At 74.3% G+C, this 20,207-nt stretch carries 15 protein-coding genes; 10 read left to right on the plus strand and 5 right to left on the minus strand.

Features of this window, described 5'->3' with window-relative positions; genetic code table 11:
* Positions 1-11 precede the first annotated feature (11 nt).
* Positions 12-2,297, minus strand: coding sequence for an AAA family ATPase (locus ACFCY7_RS07450; protein WP_376482173.1), 2,286 nt, complete (start codon positions 2,295-2,297; stop codon positions 12-14).
* Between the two features lie 488 nt (positions 2,298-2,785).
* On the opposite strand from ACFCY7_RS07450, the gene ACFCY7_RS07455 reads away from it, so the two are divergent.
* Positions 2,786-4,042: a PP2C family protein-serine/threonine phosphatase gene (locus ACFCY7_RS07455; protein WP_376482174.1), complete on the plus strand. Its 1,257-nt coding sequence runs from the start codon at positions 2,786-2,788 to the stop codon at positions 4,040-4,042.
* 74 nt (positions 4,043-4,116) lie between these two features.
* On the opposite strand, the gene ACFCY7_RS07460 is transcribed toward ACFCY7_RS07455, so the two are convergent.
* Both ACFCY7_RS07460 and ACFCY7_RS07465 read right to left on the minus strand, forming a co-directional pair.
* A complete protein-coding gene (locus ACFCY7_RS07460) occupies positions 4,117-4,320 on the minus strand; it encodes a cold-shock protein (protein WP_376482176.1) in 204 nt (67 codons plus the stop codon).
* Between the two features lie 121 nt (positions 4,321-4,441).
* Positions 4,442-4,903: a MarR family transcriptional regulator gene (locus ACFCY7_RS07465; protein WP_376482178.1), complete on the minus strand. Its 462-nt coding sequence runs from the start codon at positions 4,901-4,903 to the stop codon at positions 4,442-4,444.
* Positions 4,904-5,015: 112 nt separating this feature from the next.
* Between ACFCY7_RS07465 and ACFCY7_RS07470 the strand changes: the two genes are divergently transcribed.
* On the plus strand, positions 5,016-5,861 hold the full coding sequence (locus tag ACFCY7_RS07470; protein WP_376482180.1) for an alpha/beta fold hydrolase: 846 nt from the start codon (positions 5,016-5,018) through the stop codon (positions 5,859-5,861).
* Positions 5,862-5,962: 101 nt separating this feature from the next.
* Here the strand turns inward: ACFCY7_RS07470 and ACFCY7_RS07475 are convergent, their stop codons facing one another.
* Positions 5,963-7,177, minus strand: coding sequence for a glycosyltransferase (locus ACFCY7_RS07475; RefSeq protein WP_376482182.1), 1,215 nt, complete (start codon positions 7,175-7,177; stop codon positions 5,963-5,965).
* A gap of 162 nt (positions 7,178-7,339) precedes the next feature.
* On the opposite strand from ACFCY7_RS07475, the gene ACFCY7_RS07480 reads away from it, so the two are divergent.
* On the plus strand, positions 7,340-9,190 hold the full coding sequence (locus ACFCY7_RS07480) for an ABC transporter ATP-binding protein (RefSeq protein ID WP_376482184.1): 1,851 nt from the start codon (positions 7,340-7,342) through the stop codon (positions 9,188-9,190).
* 52 nt (positions 9,191-9,242) lie between these two features.
* Here the strand turns inward: ACFCY7_RS07480 and ACFCY7_RS07485 are convergent, their stop codons facing one another.
* A complete protein-coding gene (locus tag ACFCY7_RS07485; protein ID WP_376482185.1) occupies positions 9,243-10,286 on the minus strand; it encodes a hypothetical protein in 1,044 nt (347 codons plus the stop codon).
* A 41-nt stretch (positions 10,287-10,327) separates the two neighbouring features.
* Here ACFCY7_RS07485 and ACFCY7_RS07490 point away from each other — a divergent pair, with 41 nt between their 5' ends.
* The 7 genes from ACFCY7_RS07490 (at position 10,328) to ACFCY7_RS07520 (ending at position 20,176) form a co-directional block, all read left to right on the plus strand.
* Positions 10,328-11,359, plus strand: coding sequence for an ArsR/SmtB family transcription factor (locus tag ACFCY7_RS07490; protein ID WP_376482187.1), 1,032 nt, complete (start codon positions 10,328-10,330; stop codon positions 11,357-11,359).
* A gap of 88 nt (positions 11,360-11,447) precedes the next feature.
* A complete protein-coding gene (locus tag ACFCY7_RS07495; RefSeq protein WP_376482189.1) occupies positions 11,448-12,665 on the plus strand; it encodes a GNAT family N-acetyltransferase in 1,218 nt (405 codons plus the stop codon).
* Positions 12,666-12,818: 153 nt separating this feature from the next.
* The gene (locus ACFCY7_RS07500) at positions 12,819-15,221 is read left to right on the plus strand and encodes an alpha-N-acetylglucosaminidase (RefSeq protein WP_376482190.1); all 2,403 of its coding nucleotides are present in this window, start codon (positions 12,819-12,821) and stop codon (positions 15,219-15,221) included.
* Between the two features lie 14 nt (positions 15,222-15,235).
* Entirely contained in the window at positions 15,236-16,585 is a 1,350-nt protein-coding gene (locus tag ACFCY7_RS07505) for an FAD-dependent oxidoreductase (RefSeq protein WP_376482192.1), read from the plus strand.
* Between the two features lie 275 nt (positions 16,586-16,860).
* Positions 16,861-17,511, plus strand: coding sequence for a LuxR C-terminal-related transcriptional regulator (locus ACFCY7_RS07510; RefSeq protein WP_376482194.1), 651 nt, complete (start codon positions 16,861-16,863; stop codon positions 17,509-17,511).
* Positions 17,511-18,158 (plus strand): DUF4255 domain-containing protein, encoded by a 648-nt coding sequence (locus ACFCY7_RS07515; RefSeq protein WP_376482196.1) that lies wholly within the window; start codon positions 17,511-17,513, stop codon positions 18,156-18,158. The genes ACFCY7_RS07510 and ACFCY7_RS07515 overlap by 1 nt, the downstream gene beginning before the upstream one ends.
* Positions 18,155-20,176, plus strand: a complete 2,022-nt coding sequence (locus ACFCY7_RS07520; protein WP_376482198.1) for an ATP-binding protein — start codon at positions 18,155-18,157, stop codon at positions 20,174-20,176. The genes ACFCY7_RS07515 and ACFCY7_RS07520 overlap by 4 nt, the downstream gene beginning before the upstream one ends.
* Positions 20,177-20,207 lie beyond the last annotated feature (31 nt).

Raw genomic sequence — 20,207 nt, forward strand, 5'->3', positions numbered from 1 at the left:
CCGGGGGCGCGCTACTCGGCCTGGTCGAACGGCGTCGGGACCGTCGTCCTGACCGTGGGCCAGGGCAGTGGCCCGCCCATCGGGCGCACCTGGGAACGGGGCGCGGGTACGGGGGTGCCGGGCGGCGGTGCGAGGCGGTCCAGGGCGGTCAGGAGGTGGCGGAGGGCGGTGCGGGCGCGGGGGGCGTCGAGTCGGGATTCGAGGTCGGCGAGCGCGCGGAGGGCCCGGTGGCGGGCGCGCGCGGTGCGGCCGGCGCGGTGGTCGGCGAGGGCTCGGGCGTAGTGGGCGAGGGCGGCGGCCCAGGCGTCGTTGCGGCCGTTCTGCTGGGCGAGGGCGCGGCGGGCGGTGCGGGCGGCGGCCGCGGGGTCGTGGTGGGCCTGGACGACGGCGAGGGCGGCGAGGCTGACCATGGGCGGCGGGCCCCCGGGAGCTCCGCCGGGCACGGTGTCGGCGGCCTGGCGGTAGTACGCGGCGGCGGCTTCCGGATCCCGTCGCTCCCACGCCAGCGTGCCGTGGACGTGGGCGATGCGGCCGATCAGCGCGTCGTCGCCGTGCAGGACGGCGACCGGCCAGGCGAGGGAGAGCAGGTCGTGCGCCGTACGGGGGTCCGCTGCCGCGCACAGCCAGGCCTCGAGCCACCGGCCCTGCGCCACGAGCACGCTGTCGGAGGGGAACAGGGGCAGCAGGGCCCGCAGGTGGGCGCTGCCTTCCGCGGCGTGATCGTGGACCGCCCACCAGAACCAGAGGTGGAGCGTGGTCTCCAGCGCGGTCTCGGCCTGACCGGTGGGGTCCGCGGCGTCGCCGCCCGCCCGGCCGGGGTCGGCTCCGGAGCGGTCGGCTCCGGAATGGTCGGCTCTGGAGTGCTCGACTCCGGTGTGGGCGGATTCGGTGTGGGCCGCCCCGCGGCGGACCAGGGCCATCAGGTCGTCGTGCTCGTCCTGGACGGTCTGCAGTGCCTGCCGCTGGAGGCCCGTGTTCCACAGGGTCTCGGCGACCGCGGCGACACCTCTGAAGTGGACGGCGTGCCGGTCCCGTGTGACCGGCAGTTCGCCCGCCGCGGCCAGCCGTTCCGCGGCGAAGTCACGGGCGGAACGGGCCATGCGGTAGCGGGGCCTGCTCACTCCTCCCGGATCGCCGAGCACCTGGAGCACTCCCGCCGCGCTCAGCATCGCCAGCGCGGGGGGCACTTCGTGCGGTGCGAGCCCCGAGTCCTGGCAGACGAACACCGCCGCCGCCTCCGTGAACGGCCCGGCGAAGACGCCGGCGCGGCGCCACACCCTGCGCGCCGCGGGTCCGCACAGGGCGTGCACGGCTCCGACGGCGGTCCGCAGGGAGCGGTGCCGTCGGAGGAGCGGCGCCGGGTCGGCGAGCCCGCACTGGTCGGCCTCGATGCGGGCGGCCAGTTCGTCCATGGTCCACTCCCCCAGCCGGGCCGCGGCCAGTTCGAGGGCCAGGGGTACTCCTTCGAGCAGTCGGCACACACGTGCCACGGCCGCGGGATCGGGGGTTTCACCGGTCCACCCCCGCTCCCGTGCGCGGGACAGGAGGAGTTCTGCGGCGGGGGTGGACCTCGCTCCGGCGGCTCGCACGCCCTCGGCTCGCGGCCCGTCGGCGCGTAGCCCATCGGCTCGTACCGCCTCGGCTCGCGGCCCGTCGGCGCGTAGGCCCTCGCCTCGCGCGCCTTCGGCTCGTACGCCTTCGCCGCGTGCTCGTACGGCTCGTGTCCCTTCGGTTCCCGCTCCCCGGCCGGGCGCGTCCTCGGTTCGGCGCGCCCCGGCGGGCTGGGCCGGGACCTCGACGCGTACGGCCTCGAAGCGGAGCGGGCCCAGGCGCACGACCTTCTCGTCGCCGAGCCCGAGGGGGCGGCGTGCGGTCACCAGGATCCGCAGGGCCGGCAGGGCCATGAGGAGTGCCTGGACGAGGCCGACGCATTCGGTGTGCACGGGGTCGACGTCGTCGAGGAAGAGCAGGACCCGGCCGGGCGGGAAGGTGCGCGCGACGGTCGTGATGTCCGTATCCGCCGAGTCCGGCGGGGGGACGCCGGGGTTCAGGGATCGGGCGACCCTCCCCGCCAGGGCGCGGCGGCCCACGGGAATCCCGTCGTGCCAGCGCACGCGGACGACCGTCCGTCCGGGGTCGCGCGACGGCGGGGCGAGGGCCGTGTGGGCCAGGCTGCTCTTTCCCGTGCCGACCGCTCCCGTCACGGTGACCAGGCGGTGCTTTGAGAGGGCGTCGCGGAGTGCCGCGAGTTCGCCGTCCCGTCCGACCAGGCCGTGACCGCCCGGGAAGCGGTCCACGAACCGGGTGTCGTGTCCATCGGCGCGAGTCCACATCTCCGGCACTGCCCACCATCCAGGTCGTCGCTCTTGTCGCCGGACGCCGCCGCCCCGCCAAGGCCGCGGGTCGGCACTGAAACCTGCAGGTCCTGATTGCAGAACCGTCACTGCACGGGCGTCACGGCAACCCCAACGCGCTCCGCGGTTCACGGGTGGCGCGGTCATCCGATGAACCACCCGCGACGGTGAACGGAAGAACGCGCAAGCGATATAGGGCCGCTGGGTCGGCCGGCCACAGGAAGGCCCCGCACGGGTGCGGTGCGGCGTGCGCCCGGTGCCGCAGGTGCTGTACGTGTCGCAGGTGCCGCGGGTGTCGCAGGTGCCGCAGCACCTGCGGGGGCGTACGCGGGCCAGGAGTCCGAACGGCGTAACACCGCAGGCCGCGCCCCGGGCCCGCGCCTAGCGTGGGAGCAGCCTCAGGGCGGGAGCGGCGGCACGGGGACAGGTGGATGGTGAGCGGACCCGGGATCGACTATCAGGTGGTCTTCCAGGCGATGCCGGGCGCGTTGGCGCTGCTGACCCCGGCGCTGGTGTACGCCGACGTGAACGAGGCGTTCCTGACGGTGTCCGGGCGTACGCGGGAGCAGCTCGTCGGCCGCTACCTGTTCGACGTGTTTCCCGACAACCCCCAGGATCCGTCGGCGACGGGCATGCGCAACCTGCGCGCCTCGCTGGAGCGGGTCGTGGCGACCGGGGAGCGCGACAGCATGGCGGTGCAGCGCTACGACGTCGAGGATCCCGACCGGCCCGGTGAGTGGCGGGAGCGGTACTGGAGTCCGGTCAACACGGCGGTGCTGGCGCCCGACGGCTCCGTGGCCCTGCTGCTGCACCGGGTGGAGGAGGTCACCGAGCTCATTCGCGCCCGCGGCGGCGGAGACCGCGCGCAGGTGCTCGAGTCCGAGCTGTACACGCGGGCCAGGGAGTTGCAGGAGGTCAACGAGCGGCTGCGGCGGGCCCACGCCCGCGAACGCGAGGTGGCGCTCCATCTCCAGGAGGCGATGCTGCCGACGCCGCGGCTGCTCGGGCGCCACCAGGCCGCGGTGCGCTACCGGCCCGCGACGGGTGCGCTGAACGTCTGCGGCGACTGGTACGACCTGGTCGACCTGCCCGGCCGTACGGCGGTCGCGGTCGGTGACGTCGTCGGCCACGGGCTGCGCGCCGCCGGGGTCATGGGGCAGCTCCGCAGCGCCCTGTCGGCGGCGTCACGGGTCGCCGACGGCCCGGCGCAGGCGCTCGACGTGCTCGACCTGTACGCGCGTGACATCTACGGCGCCGAGTCCACCACCGCCGTGTCCGTCTTCATCGACTGGGACAGCCGCACCCTCGCGTACAGCAGTGCCGGGCATCCCCCACCGGCGCTCTGCCACCCCGACGGCACGGTGGTGCTGCTCGACCGGGCGACCGATCCTCCGCTCGGCGCGCACCCCGAGCACACGCCACGCCCCCAGGCCCGGACCGCGTTCGCGGACGGCGCCGTCCTGGTCCTCTACACCGACGGACTGGTCGAACGTCGCCACGAGGACATCGACACCGGTCTGGACCGGCTCACCGACGCCCTCGCGCACCACCACACCACCGCGCCCGAGACGCTGGCCAACATCCTGCTCGGCAGCCTCCTCCCGCCGGGCGGCAGCACCGACGACACGGCCCTCGTCGTGCTCCGCCTCCAGCCCCCGCAGGAGGCGGAGCGGCCGACCGGTGACTGACGGGCGCGGCCGGGCATGCCGAAGGCGCCCGCACGGGGTGCGGGCGCCTTCGGTGGAGAAGTCGTGACCGGAGCTCAGCCGCGGACGATGTTCTCGGCCTGCGGGCCCTTCTGGCCCTGCGTGATGTCGAAGGTGACGGACTCACCCTCGGTCAGCTCGCGGTAGCCGTTGCCCGAGATGTTGGAGTAGTGGGCGAAGACGTCCGGACCGCCGCCGTCCTGGGCGATGAAACCGAACCCCTTCTCGGAGTTGAACCACTTCACAGTGCCGCTGGCCATGCTCGTTCCTCTGGTCAATTCAGCAGAGGTCCTCTGCCGGACCTCTGGGGCGCCCTTCCACGGACACCCACACGCGTCCTCCCCCTCCTCACGCGTCCCTACACCCATCAATCCGATCTTCTTACGGATGACGTCCGACGGCCTCGGGAGTGAGGTGGCGGGAGAGGAGGTCGAGGGCCTCGGTGAGGCCCCTGAGGGTGTCGGGGTGGGGCGGGGTGCCGTCGGGCGCGGTGAGGGCGGCGGCCAGGGCGTCGTCGATGGTGCCGGCGCGGACTTCGGCGACCCGGGCGGAGGGGTTCGCGGCGGGGTGGATGAGGCGCCGGCGGCGGTCGGCGGGGTCGGGGCGGGTGTCGACCGAGCCGGCTTCCTGGAGGCGGGCGACGGCGGTGGAGACCTGGCTCTGGGGCAGGCCGGTGCGGGTGGCGATCTCGCCGACCGTGGTGCCGGGGTGGGACACCAGGTCGCCGAGGACCACCAGGACCGAGCGAACGGACCCTCGCGAACCGGACTCGGCCTGCGGCATCGCCTGTTCGCCGATCTTCATGAGGGTGCGTCCCAGGAGGAACAGTTCGACTCCGTTCATGACCCCAGACTACACCAATATCGATGCATCGATATTGATACATCGAGATAGATGGGTTACTGTCGTGGTGTCAGTCGGAGACGCCGACGACAGCAGGCAAGGGGGAACCACCATGGCCACGGCCGCCGCCACCACCCGCACGCTCGACGTCCCGGGCGCCACGCTCCACTACCGGGTCGAGGGCAGCGGGCCCGTGCTCCTCCTCTCGCAGAGCGGCGAAGGCGACGCGGACCGCACGGTCGACCTCGTCCCGCACCTGACGGACCGCTTCACCGTCGTCACGTACGACCGCCGCGGCCTGTCCCGCAGCACGCTCGACTCCCCCACCCGGCCCGTCACCATGGCCGACCACGCCGACGACGTCGCCCGGCTGCTCGCGGAGGTCACCGACGAGCCGGCGCTGATGGCCGGATTCAGCATGGGCGCGGCGATCGGCCTCCAGGTCGTGGCCCGCCACCCGGGGGTACTCGGCGCCCTCGTCGCCCACGAGCCCGTCATGCCGAACCTGCTGCCCGACGCCGACCGCGACGACCACATCGCCGAGCTGACCGCCATCCGGACCGCCTACGCGGACGGAGGACTGGCGGCGGCCTTCCCGGCCATCGCCCGCCACCTCGGGATCGACCCGGCCCACGAGGACACCGAGGCCGACCTCACCCCCCAGCCGATGACGCCCCGGCGCCAGGCCAACTTCGGCCACTTCATCGGCACCGAGTTCCCCGCCGTCACCTCGGACACCCTCCACCCGGACGAGCCCCTGCGGGCCGCCGCGCTCGCCGGTACGCGGATCATCCCGGCGACGGGCCGGACGACCCCGCCGCAGGTCCACACGTACCGCTGCGCCCTGGCCCTGGCGGCCAGGATGGACACCCGGCCGGTCGAATTCCCCGGCGGGCACAACGGGAACACCGCCTTCCCCCGGGCGACGGCTCGGGTCCTGAAGGACGTCCTCGGATGACAGGAAGGGCGGTCGGCCGGAGGCGGTCCGCCCGCCGGTCCCCATGGTCACGGGGGTCCGCCCGCCGGTCCCGTCGGTGAGCGGGCGGGCCCTCGGGCCCGTCAGCCCGTGCCGTCGAGCAGCAGCCTCGCGGCGACCGTGGTGCCGTCGGTGCGGAGGGCGCCGGCCACTGCGGCCGCGCGGGTGCGGAGTGCGGGGGCGAGGGCCTGCCGAAGGGCCGCGGCCAGCGACTCGACGGTCGGCTCGGGGTCGGCGCACGAGGTGCCGACGCCGAGGTCCGTGACGCGCCCGGCCCAGTACGGCTGGTCCGCTCCCCGGGGGACGACCAGTTGGGGTACGCCGGCCTGGGCGGCGGTCGTCGTCGTGGCCGCGCTGCCGTGGTGGACGACGGCGGCGGACCGGCGGAAGAGGGCCTGCTGGTTGACCTCGCCGACGACGAAGCAGTCGTCCCCGCCGTCGGCGGGGGCCAGGTCGGCCCAGCCCCTGAGGACGACGACGCGGTGGCCTGCGGCGCGGACGGCCTCGACGGCACCGTGGGCGACGTCCGCCACCGCGCCGCCGGGCATGCTGCCGAAGCCGACGTAGACGGGCCGCGGGCCGGCGTCGAGGAAGTCCACCAGGTCGGCGGGGAGCGGGCGTTCGTCGGTGACGTGCCAGGCACCGGTCTGTACGACGCCGAGGCCGGTCGGCCGCCACGGGGAGAGGACAGGGTCCGTGGCGAGCCACGGGTGGTCGGTGAAGGCGTAGTCGCGGACGTTCTCCACCGGCGGGAGGCCCAGCGCGGCCCGCCGGGCAGCGAGCATGTCGCCGAACATCTCGTCCGCGATGTGGGCGTCCTCGTCCCAGAGCGCCTTGTTGTCGCTCTCGCCCTCGGGCAGCGTCCGGCCCCGCCGGCCGGGCGGGCGGCGGTGCGGGGACGGCAGGCTGACGGGCTGGTGCCCGGCATGCACGTAGCGGATGCCCAGCTTCTCGGCCACCGAGCGCGCGCCGGTGACGACGGGCAGCGGCCCGGTCGCCACGAGGACGTCGCACCCCTCGGCCGCCGCGGCGACCGTGTCGAACTGCGCGCCCATCAGTTCGGCGGCCCGTTCCGCCAGGCCGGCGGCCGACCCGGGCCGCACCGTCGTGACCAGGGGCCGTACGGGTCGGCCCGTCGGCACCATGGGCACGGCGAGCTCGGCGAGGCGCTCGGCGAACTCCTCGTCGGGCGGCGCGCACACCCGTGCCTCCGCGCCGAGTTCCCTCAGACGCGCCGCGAGGGCGGCAATGGGTTCGACGCTTCCCCGTGACCCGTAGGTCGACAGCACCACACGCATTCCGTGACTCCCCGTTCCGCTTCCTCGTCCGGTGTCCGTCGGAGATTCTGCCCTGTTCGTGATCTTGAGCGAGGCCGGGGGGCAAAAATGCTTGGACCGCCGGGGCATCGGCGCGGGAGGATCCGTTTGCTCACCTTTCGGTAAGACAACACAGGGTTGGGTATGGGATCACCTGAATCGCACGAGGGATTACCGAGCAAGGGTTCGGTGCTCCTGGCACTGCGCTGCTACGGCCGGGAACTGGTCCGGCTCCGGTGGCTGACGCTGCCGGCGATGGCGCTGCCGGCGCTCGGAAACATCGGGATCAACTACATCGCGCCGCTGATCGTGGCGAAGCTCGTCGGGAGGATCGCCGGGGACGGCGGGGAGGCCGCGGACGTCGGCTCGATGCTGCCGTACGTGCTCGGGTTCGCGGGCGTGCTGCTGTTCGCCGAGACGTTGTGGCGCGTCGGGCTGCACTGTCTGAACCGCCTCGACGCACGCGGGATCGAGCATCTGTACGTCATCGGGATGGACGAGCTGTTCGCCAAGGACGCGTCCTTCTTCCACGACAACTTCGCGGGGTCGCTGACCAAGCGGGTGCTGAGCTTCGCGTCGCGTTTCGAGGAGTTCGTCGACACGCTGACGTTCTCGGTGATGGGCAGCTTCCTGCCCCTGCTGTTCGCGTCGGTGGTGCTGTGGCAGTACGACCCGCTGCTCGTGGTCGGGCTCCTGGCGATGATCGCGTTCACGGGGCTGTGCGCGGCGCCGCTGATCCGCCGCCGCCAGGTCCTCGTCGCCCAGCGGGAGCAGGCGATCGCGCGGGTGTCGGGGCACGTGGCGGACAGTCTGATGAACATGGACACGGTCCGCGCGTTCGCCGCGGAGGACCGGGAGGCGGCCGAGCACCGGTCGCGCGTCGCGGAGTCGCGGCGGCTGACGCTGCGTTCCTGGGACTACGGCAACCTGCGGATCGACACGCTGGTCGCGCCGATGTCGGTGTTGACGAACGTGCTGGGCCTGGTGCTCGCCCTGGGGCTCGGCGGGGCGGAGCACGGGGTGGAGGCGGTGATCGTGGCCTTCACGTACTACGCGAGCGCGACGCGGATCATGTTCGAGTTCAACCAGATCTACCGTCGGCTGGAGAGCTCGATGACGGAGGCCGCCCAGTTCACGGAGCTGCTCCTGGAGCCGCCGACCGTGCGCGACCCGGCGAGCCCGGACGTGCTCGCCGGGCGGCCGTCGGACGTGCGCTTCGAGCAGGTGAACTTCGCGCACGGGGGCGCGAAGCCGCTGTTCGAGGGACTCGACCTCGACGTGCCGAGCGGGACGAAGATCGGTCTCGTCGGGCGGTCCGGCGGCGGCAAGACGACCCTCACCCGGCTGCTGCTGCGGATGACCGACATCGACGGCGGCCGGATCCTGGTCGGCGGGCAGGACATCAGCCGGCTGCGTCAGGCGGACCTGCGCGGTCTGATCGCCTACGTGCCCCAGGACCCGGTGATGTTCCACCGCACGCTGCGGGACAACATCGCGTTCGCCCGGCCGGAGGCCACCGACGCGGAGATCCGCCGGGCAGCCGAGGCCGCGCACGTCACGGAGTTCGCCGACGCCCTGCCCGAGGGGTTCGGCACCATGGTCGGCGAGCGTGGGGTGAAGCTGTCCGGCGGCCAGCGCCAGCGGGTCGCCCTCGCGCGGGCGATCCTGCGCGACGCGCCGATCCTGCTGCTCGACGAGGCGACCAGCGCGCTCGACTCGGAGAGCGAGATCCTCGTCCAGGACGCCCTGTGGCGGTTGATGGAGGGGCGGACGGCGCTCGTCGTGGCGCACCGGCTGAGCACGGTGGCCACGATGGACCGGCTCGTCGTCCTGGAACGCGGACGGATCGTCGAACAGGGCTCGCACCAGGAGCTGCTCGACGCGCAGGGCTCCTACGCGAAGCTGTGGCAGCACCAGTCGGGCGGCTTCCTCGACGACACGGCGGGCGGCGTCACGCCTTCGGGCGACGCCCCCACGCCCGTCGACCTGCACTGACGACGCCGTCCCCCTGACCACCCCCGTGGGTCAGGGGGACGCCGACGTCGGGTCAGGCGGTCTCACAGGTCGGGTCGGCCACCGCGCTCACGGTGTACGGGGGCCGGCCCGGCGGCTCGTCCAGCTGGCTGTTGACCACGTAGAGGCGGCAGCCGTACCGGGCGAGGGTGGTCGGGAGGGCGAAGGGTCCGTCCGTGAGGCGGTGGGTCACGGTGCCGGTCCGCAGTTCCTCGTCCAGCCGGGCGATGTAGACGCCGTGCGGGGCACCGTAGTTGAGGACGGCGTAGAGGGTGCGGCCGTGCAGCACCATGCCGTCGGCGCCGAAGGACTGGTCGCCCAGGTCGAGTCGGGTGATCGCCTTGTCGGCCGTGTCGACGCGCCACACGGCCTCGGTCCCGTTGGACGCCACGAGGAGGGTGCTGCCCGAGGCGTCGGCCACGATGCCGTTCAGCAGCCAGTACCGCGCGGGGAACTGCGGGAACGCGGCGCGGACGTCGAGCCAGGGTTCGAGCGGGCCGATGCCGCCGTCGGCCCGGATCTCCGCGCGGTGGACGACGGGGTTGGCCCAGTCGGTGACGTACACCGCGTCGTCGGTCACGGCCAGGTCGTTGAGGTGGGGCGCGCCGAGCGGTCCGTCGGCGGCCGTGCGGGTGGCGAGGAGCCGGCCCTTGCGGTCGTGGACGGTCAGGGTGGCGCCGCCGACGGAGAGGATCCGGCCGCGCCGGTCGGTGTGGACGCCGAGGGAGCTGGGGCGGTCCTCCAGGCCGCTCGCGGGGAAGGGCGTCAGGTCGGGGCGGCCCACGCGGCCCCGGTAGAGGGCTCCGGTGCCGTCGGAGGACACGTACATGGTGCCGTCCCTGGTGATGGTGATCCCCTCGGGGAGCACGCCGGGTGCCCGGGAGACGACATAGGTGTCGGGCAGGTCCCGCGCGGCGGCGGGGCCGGGTGCGCCGGCGAGCGAGGCGAGGAGGACGGCTGCGGTGAGGCAGGCGGTACGGGCGGGTGTGCGGCGCATCGGTGCGGCCTCCGGCGGGGGCTGGGTGGGGTGGACGACCGGAGCCTGCCGGGGCGTCATGTCGAACGCACGGCCTTTCATCCCTGGGTGAAAGGGTCCTCCCGGGCCGATAATCGGTCAGCATGATCCGCCTTCACTTCACGGCCGCCGATCTGCGGCAGATCACCCTCGCCCCGGCGGCCGACGCGCTGTCGGAGACGGTCCTCAGCCTGCGTCTGATCGTGCGCCTCGGGCGCGGGTGGGAGGGCAGCGGTCGTGGTGACGCGCGGTTCCACCGGCCGCGCCCCGCCGCCCGCCGGTGGCAGCGGTCCCTGCGCCCCGGTGCGGCGGCCGGGGCCGGTGTGCTCGCCGAGCTGGTCACCGAGGACGGGTTCGTACCGGACTTCCTGCTCCAGCCGTCGGCGCACGACTTCGACGGCGCGCTGGAGTCGGCCGCCTCGACGCCCTCGGAGCGGCTGGCGCTCGACCTGGGGATACCGCGGGCCGAGGGCTGGAACGGGGGTCTGGCCAGGCCCGGCCGGTGGGCGCACGAGCTCGTCCAGGGGTCGCCGGCCGCGTCCCGCGCCCTGGTCGACGACACGCGTCGCCACTTCCGGACGTCGGTGGAACCGCTGTGGCCGCGGATCCGCGGCGACGCCCTGACGGACCGGGCGCTGCGGGCCGAGATGCTGCTGCGCGGCGGTGTCGACGCCCTCCTGACGACCCTGGGCACGACGTGGTGCTGGGAGGCGCCGACGCTGCACCTGCCCTCCGCGTCGACGTACGACATCCCGCTGTGCGGGCGCGGGCTGCTGCTCGTCCCCTCGTGGTTCGCGACCGGCCCGATGGTGATGTACCGCCCCGAGGAGCCGACCGTCCTGGTGTACCCCATGTACGACGGCTCCGGCGCGGGCCGGACCGACGGCCCCGGTGACCGGCCGGAGGCGCTGGCGGCGCTGCTCGGACGCACCCGGGCCCAGGTCCTCGCGCTGCTGCGTTCGCCCGCGACGACCACGGCGCTCGCGGAGCGCGCCTCGGTCTCCCTCGCGGCGGCGAGCCAGCACGCGGGCGTGCTGCGGGGAGCGGGCCTGATCGACACCGTGCGGACCGGGACGGCGGTGCTCCACAGCCTCACGCCGCTCGGTCACTCGCTACTGGCCGGTGTCCGGCCGTAATTGGCTTGCCCCGGACGGGCGCCGAGGCTGGACTGTGGCCGGGCACCGCGGATCGTGGTGCCGTCGATTCGAGGAGGCGATGGCGGCCATGGAGATGCGCACGACGAAGGATGAGGACTTCGGGGTCTTCGTCGACACCCTCCACGCCGCTTTCGGGCGCTTCGCGGAGACCCCGGTCGACGGCGGTGGTCTGTGGTGGTCGGCCCTCGAAGCGGACCGCTGCCTGCTGGCGACGACGGCGGAGGGGCGGCCCGTCGGCACCGCCGGCACGTATCCCTTCGAGCTCACGCTGCCCGGCGGGGTCCTGGCGCCGGCCGCCGGGCTGACCGCCGTCGGCGTGCTTCCCTCGCACCGGCGCCAGGGCGTGCTCACCGCGATGATGCGGCATCAGCTCGGGGAGCTGCGGGCCCGCGGCGAGTTCCTCTCCGTGCTCCTTGCCTCCGAGGCCCGGATCTACGGCAGGTTCGGCTACGGGCCGGCGACGTACACGGCGCGGCTGACGGTGTCGCGCCACCGGGCCGCGTTCGCCGCTCCCCGCGCCGGTGCCGCGGCGGGCCCGCCGGTCGGCTCGGTCGAGGTGCTGCGCAGTGCCGACTGCGGCGAGATCCTGGAGGGGGTCTACGACCGGTACCGGCGGGCGCAGCCCGGTGCGCTGTCCCGGCCGCACCGGTGGTGGGAGTTGCGTGCGGGGCAGCCGCCGGTCTCGCCGGTGCCGCGCTACGTCGCCGTCCACCGCGACGCGGACGGTCTCCCGGACGGGTACGTCAGCTACGCGTTCGGCGAGGCCGACACCCTGAAGGTCGACGAGGTCATCGCGACCGACGACGCCGTGTTCACCGCCCTGGTCCGGTTCGTCCTGGAGCACGATCTGGTCTCCGAGGTCGTGTTCAAGCACGTCCCGCCCGGGCATCCGCTGCGCTGGCAGCTCGCGGACTTCCGCGCCGGCGAGGTGGGCGGCGACACCGACTGGCTCTGGGTGCGCCTCCTCGACGTGCCGCGGGCGCTGGCCGCGCGCGGCTGGTGCGCGGACGGCGAGCTCGTCCTCGACGTCGACGACCCGTTCCTCGGGGAGCACGGCCGGTACCTGCTGACCGTCCGGGACGGCGAGGCCGTCTGCGTCCCGACGGACCGGGACCCCGATCTTTCCCTGGACGTGCGGGACCTGGGCTCGCTGTACCTCGGCGGCACCACCCCGAGCACGCTCGTGCGCGCCGGCCACGTCCGGGCCCACCGTCCCGAGGCGGTCGCCCTCGCCGACGCCCTGTTCCGCGCCGAACGTGCCCCGCACTGCCTCCACTGGTTCTGAGGCGAGCGGGTCGGCGCGAGGGCCGGCGCGCGAACGGGCGGCGTCACCCGCGAGGATGAGGTCGGCCGGTTCCCGGCTGCGCTTGCGCGGCCGGGGGTGCGGGGCATCGGAGAGTGGGCGGACGACACACGTCCTCTTCGAGCAGGGAGCCAGATGGGCACGCGCCCGATCCTTCGATGCCGTACCGCCCTCGCCGTCCTGGCGCTGACCGCCGCGACGGCGGCCGTGCCCGGTGCGCTGTCCCTGCCGCGGGCAGCGGCCTCGCCCGTCGCGCCGGCCTTCGACACGGAGCCCGCACGCGCGGCGCTGAAGCGCCTGCTGCCGCTCCAGGCGGGGCAGTTCACCCTGGTGCCCGTCGAGGAGTCGGATTCCGGCTCCTCGTTCTCGGTGTCCGGCACTGCCGGGGCGATCCGGGTCCGGGGCACGTCGCCGGCCACGCTGCTCGCCGGGGTGGGCTGGTACCTGGAGCGGGTCGCGGGGGTCGACGTCGGGTGGCCGGGCGACAGCACCGAGCGGCTCCCCGCCACCCTGCCCGCGGTGCCCGGCACCCTCACCCGGTCCGCGACCGTGCCCCACCGCTACGCGCTGAACGACACGGACGAGGGGTATTCGGGCGCCTACCGCGACTTCGAGGCGTACCAGCGCGACATCGACGTGATGGCGCTGCACGGCGTGAACGAGGTCTTCGTGCCGACCGGCGCCGAGTACGCCTCCTACCGGGCGCTCCAGGAGTTCGGTTACGACGCGGCGGAGTTGCGCGAGTGGATTCCCGGACCCGCCCATCAGGCCTGGTGGCTGCTGCAGAACATGTCGGGGTTCGCGGGACCGGTGTCCGAGCGGTTGATCGAGGCGCGCGCGACGCTGGGGAGCCGGATCACGCAGCATCTGCGTTCCCTGGGCATGACCCCGGTGCTGCCGGGCTTCTTCGGTACGGTTCCCCCGGGGTTCGCCGCCAGGAACCCGGGTGCGGTCACGGTTCCGCAGGGCAGGTGGGTGGGGTTCGACCGGCCGGACTGGCTGGATCCGACGGGGCCCGTCTTCGACCGGCTCGCCGCCGCGTACTACCGGGCCCAGACGCGGCGGTTCGGCGAGACCGACATGTTCAAGATGGACCTGCTGCACGAGGGCGGCACGGCGGGGACGGTCGACGTGGCGCGGGCCGCCGGGGCCGTCCAGGAGGCGCTGGAGGCGGCGCACCCCGATGCCACGTGGGTGATGCTCGGCTGGCAGCGGAATCCGAGCGCGGCGCTCCTGAGCGGTGTGGACCGCCGACGGGTGCTGATCGTCGACGGCCTGTCGGACCGGTACGACGGTCTGGACCGCGAGACGGAGTGGGGCGGGACGGCGTACGCGTTCGGCTCGATCGCCAACTTCGGGGGCCACACCACCCTGGGGGCCAACACGGGCGTGTGGGTGAGCCGGTTCCACGCCTGGCTGGCGAAGCCCGACAGCGCGATGCGCGGCATCGCGTACCTCCCGGAGGGCACCGGCGGGAACCCCGCCGCGTTCGACCTGTTCACCGAACTCGCCTGGCAGCCCGCCCCGCTCGACCACCGGGCCTGGTTCGCCGCGTACGCCGCCCGCCGCTACGGCGGCGCCGACCCGCACGCGGCCGCCGCGTGGGAGCAGCTGCGGCTCGGCCCGTACAGCGGAGGTTCCGGCACGTGGAGCGAACCGCAGGACAGCCTGTTCGCCGCGCGGCCGAGCCTGACGACGTCGAAGGCGGCGCGATGGAGCCCGTCCGGCATGCGCTACGACGCGGACACGGTGGAGCGCGCGCTGACGGAGCTGCTCCGGGTGGCGCCCGAGCTGCGGACCTCGGACGCGTACCGCTTCGACGTCGTGGACGTGGCACGGCAGGCGCTCACCAACCGGGCCCGCGTCCTGCTGCCGCGGATCAAGGCCGCGTACGAGGCCCGGGACCTCGATACCTTCCGGGCTCTGGTGGCCGAGTGGGGCGCCGACGAGGAGCTCCTCGTGCGGCTCGTCGGCGCGGACCGGCGGTTCCTCGTCGGGCCGTGGATCGCCGCCGCCCGCTCGTGGGGCACGGACCCGGCCGAGCGCGACCGGCTGGAGTACGACGCCCGTTCGATCCTCACCACGTGGGGCGACCGGGTGCCGAGCGAGTCGGGAGGGCTGCACGACTACGCCAACCGCGAGTGGGACGGGCTGCTGCGCGACGTCTACGCGCCGCGCTGGGCCGCCTTCTTCGCGGGACTGGACGAGGCCCTGGTGACCGGCGCGGCCCCGGCGGCCGTCGACTGGTTCGCCGGTGACGACGCCTGGGCCCGCGGCCACCGGGCCTACCCGTCGACTCCGACCGGCGACCCGGTCGCCCTGGCGGGCGAGGTGCAGGCGGCCCTGACGGTGGCGGACCGGGACGCGGGGTCCGTGGCGACGGGCGAGACGGACGGACCGTGCGGCGTGCGCGGGGCACGTGCGCCCGTAGTGATCCCGTGCGCGGGTCGGGGAGGCGCGTGGGCCGTTGAGGCCGGCGGTCGCTCCGCGCATGCTGAGGCGTGGCGGGCCGGAGGCACCGCGGGCCACGGCATGTGAGCGAGAGGCGAACGATGATGCGTCTTCCCTGGGGCAGGGCCGTGGTCGTCGGAGGCAGTTACGCGGGTCTGGTGACCGCGCGGGTCCTGGCCGACTTCTTCGACGAGGTCGTCGTCATGGAGCGCGACCCCGTCGACGGGGAGACGGGCAGCCATCCGGGGTCGCCGCAGGGCTACCACGCGCACGCGATGCTCGCGCGGGGCGGAGAGATCCTGGAGAAGCTGTTCCCGGGGCTGCGCGAGGAGCTGCGGGAGGCCGGCGCGCCGGTCTTCGACTACGGCGAGGGGATCGACTTCCTGCTGCCCGCGGGCAACGCTCCCCGGACGCGGACCGGCGTCCTGGTCCAGACGTTCACCCGTGACGAGCTGGAGCGGCGCGTCCGGCGCCGGGTGCTCGCGCTGCCGCGGGTCACCCTGATGGCCGCCACGTCCTGCGCCGGGCTGCTGCGCGACCGGAGCGGGCGGGTGAGCGGAGTGACGTACCGTCAGCAGGGTTCGCCCACGCAGCCGTTCGGCGCGGTGGAGCTGTCCGCCGACCTCGTGGTCGACGCGTCGGGCCGGTCCAGCTCCCTGGAGCGATGGCTGGGCGAGCTCGGGATCCAGGTACCGGCGAAGCGGACGGTGAAGGCGAAGGTCACGTACACCTCGATGAACTTCGACCGGCCCGAGGAAGGACATCCCGCCTTCTTCATCGCGTACCAGATGCTGTTCGCGCCCCGCGTCTCCCGCGCCGGCGTCCTGCTGGCCGTGGAGGGCGGCCGGTGGACGTGCTCGCTGTTCGGGTTCCAGCAGCAGCCGCCGACCGACGACGCCGGGTACCTGGAGTACGCCCGCTCGCTCGGCAATCCGCACCTGGCCGAGCAGTTGGCCCGGCGGACCTCGCAGGAGGCCACCCACCGGTACACCAACGTCGACAACCAGTGGCGGCCGTACCACAGCGTCAAGCGGTGGCCGGACCGGCTCGTCGCGGTGGGCGACGCCGTCTGCGTGTTCAATCCGGTGTACGGGCAGGGCCTGACCGTGGCCGCGATGGAGGCCGAACTGCTCCACGGCATGCTCACCCGGCAGCGGGCGGCGGGCCGCACTCCGGACGGCGTCGCCCGCGACTTCCAGCGGCGCGTCGGGCGCCTGGTCCTCGCGCCCTGGACGCTGTCGACCAACTCGGACCTGATGTGGGATCCCCGGCAGCGGGCCGCGGGCGCCCGGTTCGCCCACTGGTACAACACGCGGCTGTTCCGGGTCGCGGTGAAGGACCCGGCGGTATGGTCACGATTCGTCCGCGTGGTCAACATGACCGCCTCCCCCGCCGTACTGTTCCATCCGGCGGTGGCCGCGAAGGTGGTGGCGGCGGCCCTGCGCGAGTGACGCGGGCCACGTTGCGCCCGGGCGGGTGACGGGGGCCGGGATCGCGGCAGTGGAGCGTTAGCGCGACGGCAGCGGGACGTCAGCGCGTCGCGGGAGGCTGGGAAGGACCATCGTGGCCGGTGTCCGCCGGCCGCGCACCAGCCGACCACGGGGGGCTTCACCATGCGTGCCGACGATCGAGCGAGAGGGAACGGCGCGGCCGCCGTGCCGGCGAAACCCGGACCCGCGGCGGCACCCGGCCGCTCGGAACGTGCGCGGAAGAGCGGGTAGACGACGTGCTCACCACAAGGGTGGCGGTGACCGTCCACGCCTCCGACCCGCTCAGCCGGGCCGGGCTCATCAGCCATCTGCGGCACCAGCCGTCCATCGACTTCGTGCCCGAGCAGCCGGACGGCGACGGCGACACCCCCGCCGTGGCCGTCATGCTCGCGGACCGGATCGACGAACCGACCACGGCGGAGCTGCGGCGGCTGCTGCGGGGCAGGGACCAGCGGGTGGTGCTCGTCGCCCGCGAGCTGCGCGAACCCGACCTCCTGTCGGTCGTCGAGTACGGCGTGCGCGCCATCATCTGGCGCCACCAGGCGACCGAGCAGCGGCTGCTGAGCGCGGTGCACAGCGCGGCGCGCGGCGACGGCGAGCTCCCGCCGGACCTCGTGAGCCGGCTCCTCAACCAGGTCGGGCGGCTCCAGCGGGCGACGGCCGGCGGAACGGCCGCCGGCGGGGCGGTGCCGCTCTTCGGGATGGCGCCCCGGGAGGTGGACGTGCTGCGGCTGCTCGCCGAGGGCCTCGACACCCGACAGATCAGCGAGAAGCTCGCCTACTCCGAACGCACCGTCAAGAACATCCTGCACGCGCTGATGACCCGTCTCCAGCTCACCAACCGGGCGCATGCCGTCGCGTACGCGCTCCGCGAAGGCTACATCTGATGATCCACGAGATCGACGAGGCCCTGCGCGGCCTGCTCGCGCCCGCCGTCACCGGCGACATAGCCTTCGACGCACCGACCCGGGACTGGGCGGCCCGCCGCAACGCCCCGACCCTGAACGCCTATCTGTACGACATCCGGGAGGACGTGGCCCGGCGGGAGCGCGGCGCCCACGCCGAGCGCGACGCCCGCGGCATCGTGACCCGCCGCCGCCAGCCCGCGCGCTGGTTCCGGCTCTCGTACCTCGTGACGGCCTGGACCTCCCGCCCGGAGGACGAGCACCGCCTCCTGTCGGGCGCGTTGGCGCTGCTCCTCCCCCACGAGGTGCTGCCCGCCGGCACCGTGCCCGAGTCGGTGCGTCCGATCACGACCGCCGTCCCGCTGTCCGTGGCCGTCCCGCCGGCGGAGTCGCGTTCGCTCGCGGACATCTGGTCGGCGCTCGGCGGCGAACTCAAGCCGTCGCTCGACGTCGTGATCACGACGCCGTTCCCGGTCACCCAGGTGTACGCGGTGGCACCGCCGGTCACCGAGGCGGAGATCGTGGTCCGCGGGGCCGACGGGGTCCCCGGGGACGCAAGGCCGCGGATCGTGCGGCGCACGGTGGCCTCCGGCGGCGTCCCCTCCGCGCAGGAAGGGGACGGGGCGTGAGCGGCCTCGGCGGGAGCCGCGACGGCGTCCTCGACGCGCTCGCCGCCTTGCGCGCCCGGGTCGCGGCGCTGGTGGACGCCCGCAGCGCGGGGGACCCGACGGCCGGAGATCCGCTGCGCGGCCTCTACGTCACCGCGGAGACGGCCCGCCGGATCGCGACGGAGCCGGTGCCGCACGCCGCCTCCGCCCAGGCGGCCGGCGGGCCGCTGCCGGACGGCGGCGACACCGGCCGGCTCGCCGCGCTGGCACGGACCTTCGGACTTTCCGCGCTCGACGCGCAGATCCTCGTGGCGGCGCTGGCCCCCGATGTGGACCGGGGGTTCGAGGCGCTGTACGGGTACCTCAACGACGACGTCGGGCGGCGCCGCGCGACCGTGGCGCTGGCGCTGGACCTCGCGGGCACCGGCGCCTTCGACGCGTCGGCCCGTGACCGGTTCCATCCGGCCGCCCCGCTGCGTTCCGGAGGCCTCCTCGACGTGGAGGACGAGGACCGGCCGCTGCCCGGGCGTGCACTGCGCGTGCCGGAGCGGGTGGTGGCGCATCTCCTCGGCGACGATAGCCGCCTGGACGCGGAACTCCTGGGCTGTGGCGTGGAGTTGCTACCTCCAGTCGATGCTCCGGGCGACGCGCCGTGCCTGTCGCCCTCGTCGCTCGGCGCGCGCGTCGCCGCGGCCGGGCCCGTCACCGTCCATCTGCGGGAGCGCGTGCCCGGGGCCGCCGCCGACGCCGTGGTGACCACGCTGCGGGACACCGGTCGGCCCGTGCTGCGGTACCGGCCGGAGACGGCCGACCCGGTGGCGGGGCGCGCGCTGGTGCGCGAGGCCCGGCTGCGGGGGGCCGTCGTGGTCGTCGAGCCGCTGCCGTCGCGGCCGGGGCCGCTGGTGCGCGCCGTGGCCTCGCGGGGTGCGACGGTCGTCCTGGCCGGCACCGAGGCACCCGACCCCCGGTGGGCGCCGGAAGCCGAGCTGCTGGCGCTCGACGCGCCCGACGAGGCGGTGGGTCCCGGCGACCTGTGGCATCGCGAACTCGACGGATTCGAAGGCGACTTCGATCTGGACGAGGCGACGGCACCGTACCGGCTCAGCGCCGATCAGGTCCGGCGGGCGGCGCGTTCGGCGCGGGCGCTCGCCGCGTTCGAGGGCACCGGGCTGAGGCTCGCGCAGGTGCAGCGCAGCGCCCGGCTGGTCTCCGCGCCGCTGCTCGACAGCCATGCGCGGCGGATCAGGCCCGCCGTCGGCTTCGCCGATCTCGTCCTGCCCGAGGAGCCGTTGGGTCTGCTGCACGAGCTGACCGCCAGGGCCCGGCATCGGGACCGGGTGCTCGGCGAATGGCGGCTGCGCACCGGCGGCGGGCGCGGGCGCGGGGTCGTCGCCCTGTTCGCCGGTGAGTCCGGCACCGGCAAGACGCTGGGGGCCGAGGTCGTCGCGGGCGAACTGGGCCTCGACCTCTACGTGGTGGACCTGTCGTCGGTGGTCGACAAGTACGTCGGCGAGACCGAGAAGAACCTGGAGCGCATCTTCGCCGAGGTCGACCGCACGGACTGCGTGCTGCTCTTCGACGAGGCCGACGCGGTGTTCGGGAAGCGCTCGGAGGTGAAGAGCTCGCACGACCGCTACGCCAACCTGGAGAGCGCGTACCTGCTCCAGCGTCTCGAAGCATTCGCGGGGATCGCGGTCCTCACCACCAATCTCCGGGCCAACATCGACGAGGCGTTCACGCGCCGACTCGACCTGGTCGTGGAGTTCCCGTTCCCGGATTCCGAGCAGCGGGTCTCGCTCTGGCACTCGTGCCTGTCCGGCACGCCGAAGGCGGAGGGCGTGGCGGAGGAGATCGCGCGCTGCGCCGAGGAGTTCGAGCTCGCGGGCGGTGCGATCCGGTCGGCCGCGGTGACGGCCGGCTATCTGGCGGCGGCTCGCGGCTCGGCGGTGACCGGCGAGGACGTTCGGGCGGGGGCGCGGCGCGAGTACCGCAAGGCGGGGCGCCTCGTGCCGGACGCGGGAACGCCGTGGGCGCCGTGACGGCGTGAGGGACGGCAGGTGACGTCGAAGG

The organism is Streptomyces sp. NPDC056361 (assembly GCF_042262805.1).
Taxonomy (GTDB): domain Bacteria; phylum Actinomycetota; class Actinomycetes; order Streptomycetales; family Streptomycetaceae; genus Streptomyces.

Excerpts from the sequence above, each read along its gene's own strand:
- ACFCY7_RS07455 (WP_376482174.1), top strand. The coding sequence starts at position 2,786 with ATGGTGAGCGGACCCGGGATCGACTATCAGGTGGTCTTCCAGGCGATG.
- ACFCY7_RS07460 (WP_376482176.1), bottom strand. The coding sequence starts at position 4,320 with ATGGCCAGCGGCACTGTGAAGTGGTTCAACTCCGAGAAGGGGTTCGGT.
- ACFCY7_RS07465 (WP_376482178.1), bottom strand. The coding sequence starts at position 4,903 with ATGAACGGAGTCGAACTGTTCCTCCTGGGACGCACCCTCATGAAGATC.
- ACFCY7_RS07470 (WP_376482180.1), top strand. The coding sequence starts at position 5,016 with ATGGCCACGGCCGCCGCCACCACCCGCACGCTCGACGTCCCGGGCGCC.
- ACFCY7_RS07475 (WP_376482182.1), bottom strand. The coding sequence starts at position 7,177 with ATGCGTGTGGTGCTGTCGACCTACGGGTCACGGGGAAGCGTCGAACCC.
- ACFCY7_RS07480 (WP_376482184.1), top strand. The coding sequence starts at position 7,340 with ATGGGATCACCTGAATCGCACGAGGGATTACCGAGCAAGGGTTCGGTG.
- ACFCY7_RS07485 (WP_376482185.1), bottom strand. The coding sequence starts at position 10,286 with ATGAAAGGCCGTGCGTTCGACATGACGCCCCGGCAGGCTCCGGTCGTC.
- ACFCY7_RS07490 (WP_376482187.1), top strand. The coding sequence starts at position 10,328 with ATGATCCGCCTTCACTTCACGGCCGCCGATCTGCGGCAGATCACCCTC.
- ACFCY7_RS07495 (WP_376482189.1), top strand. The coding sequence starts at position 11,448 with ATGGAGATGCGCACGACGAAGGATGAGGACTTCGGGGTCTTCGTCGAC.
- ACFCY7_RS07500 (WP_376482190.1), top strand. The coding sequence starts at position 12,819 with ATGGGCACGCGCCCGATCCTTCGATGCCGTACCGCCCTCGCCGTCCTG.
- ACFCY7_RS07505 (WP_376482192.1), top strand. The coding sequence starts at position 15,236 with ATGATGCGTCTTCCCTGGGGCAGGGCCGTGGTCGTCGGAGGCAGTTAC.
- ACFCY7_RS07515 (WP_376482196.1), top strand. The coding sequence starts at position 17,511 with ATGATCCACGAGATCGACGAGGCCCTGCGCGGCCTGCTCGCGCCCGCC.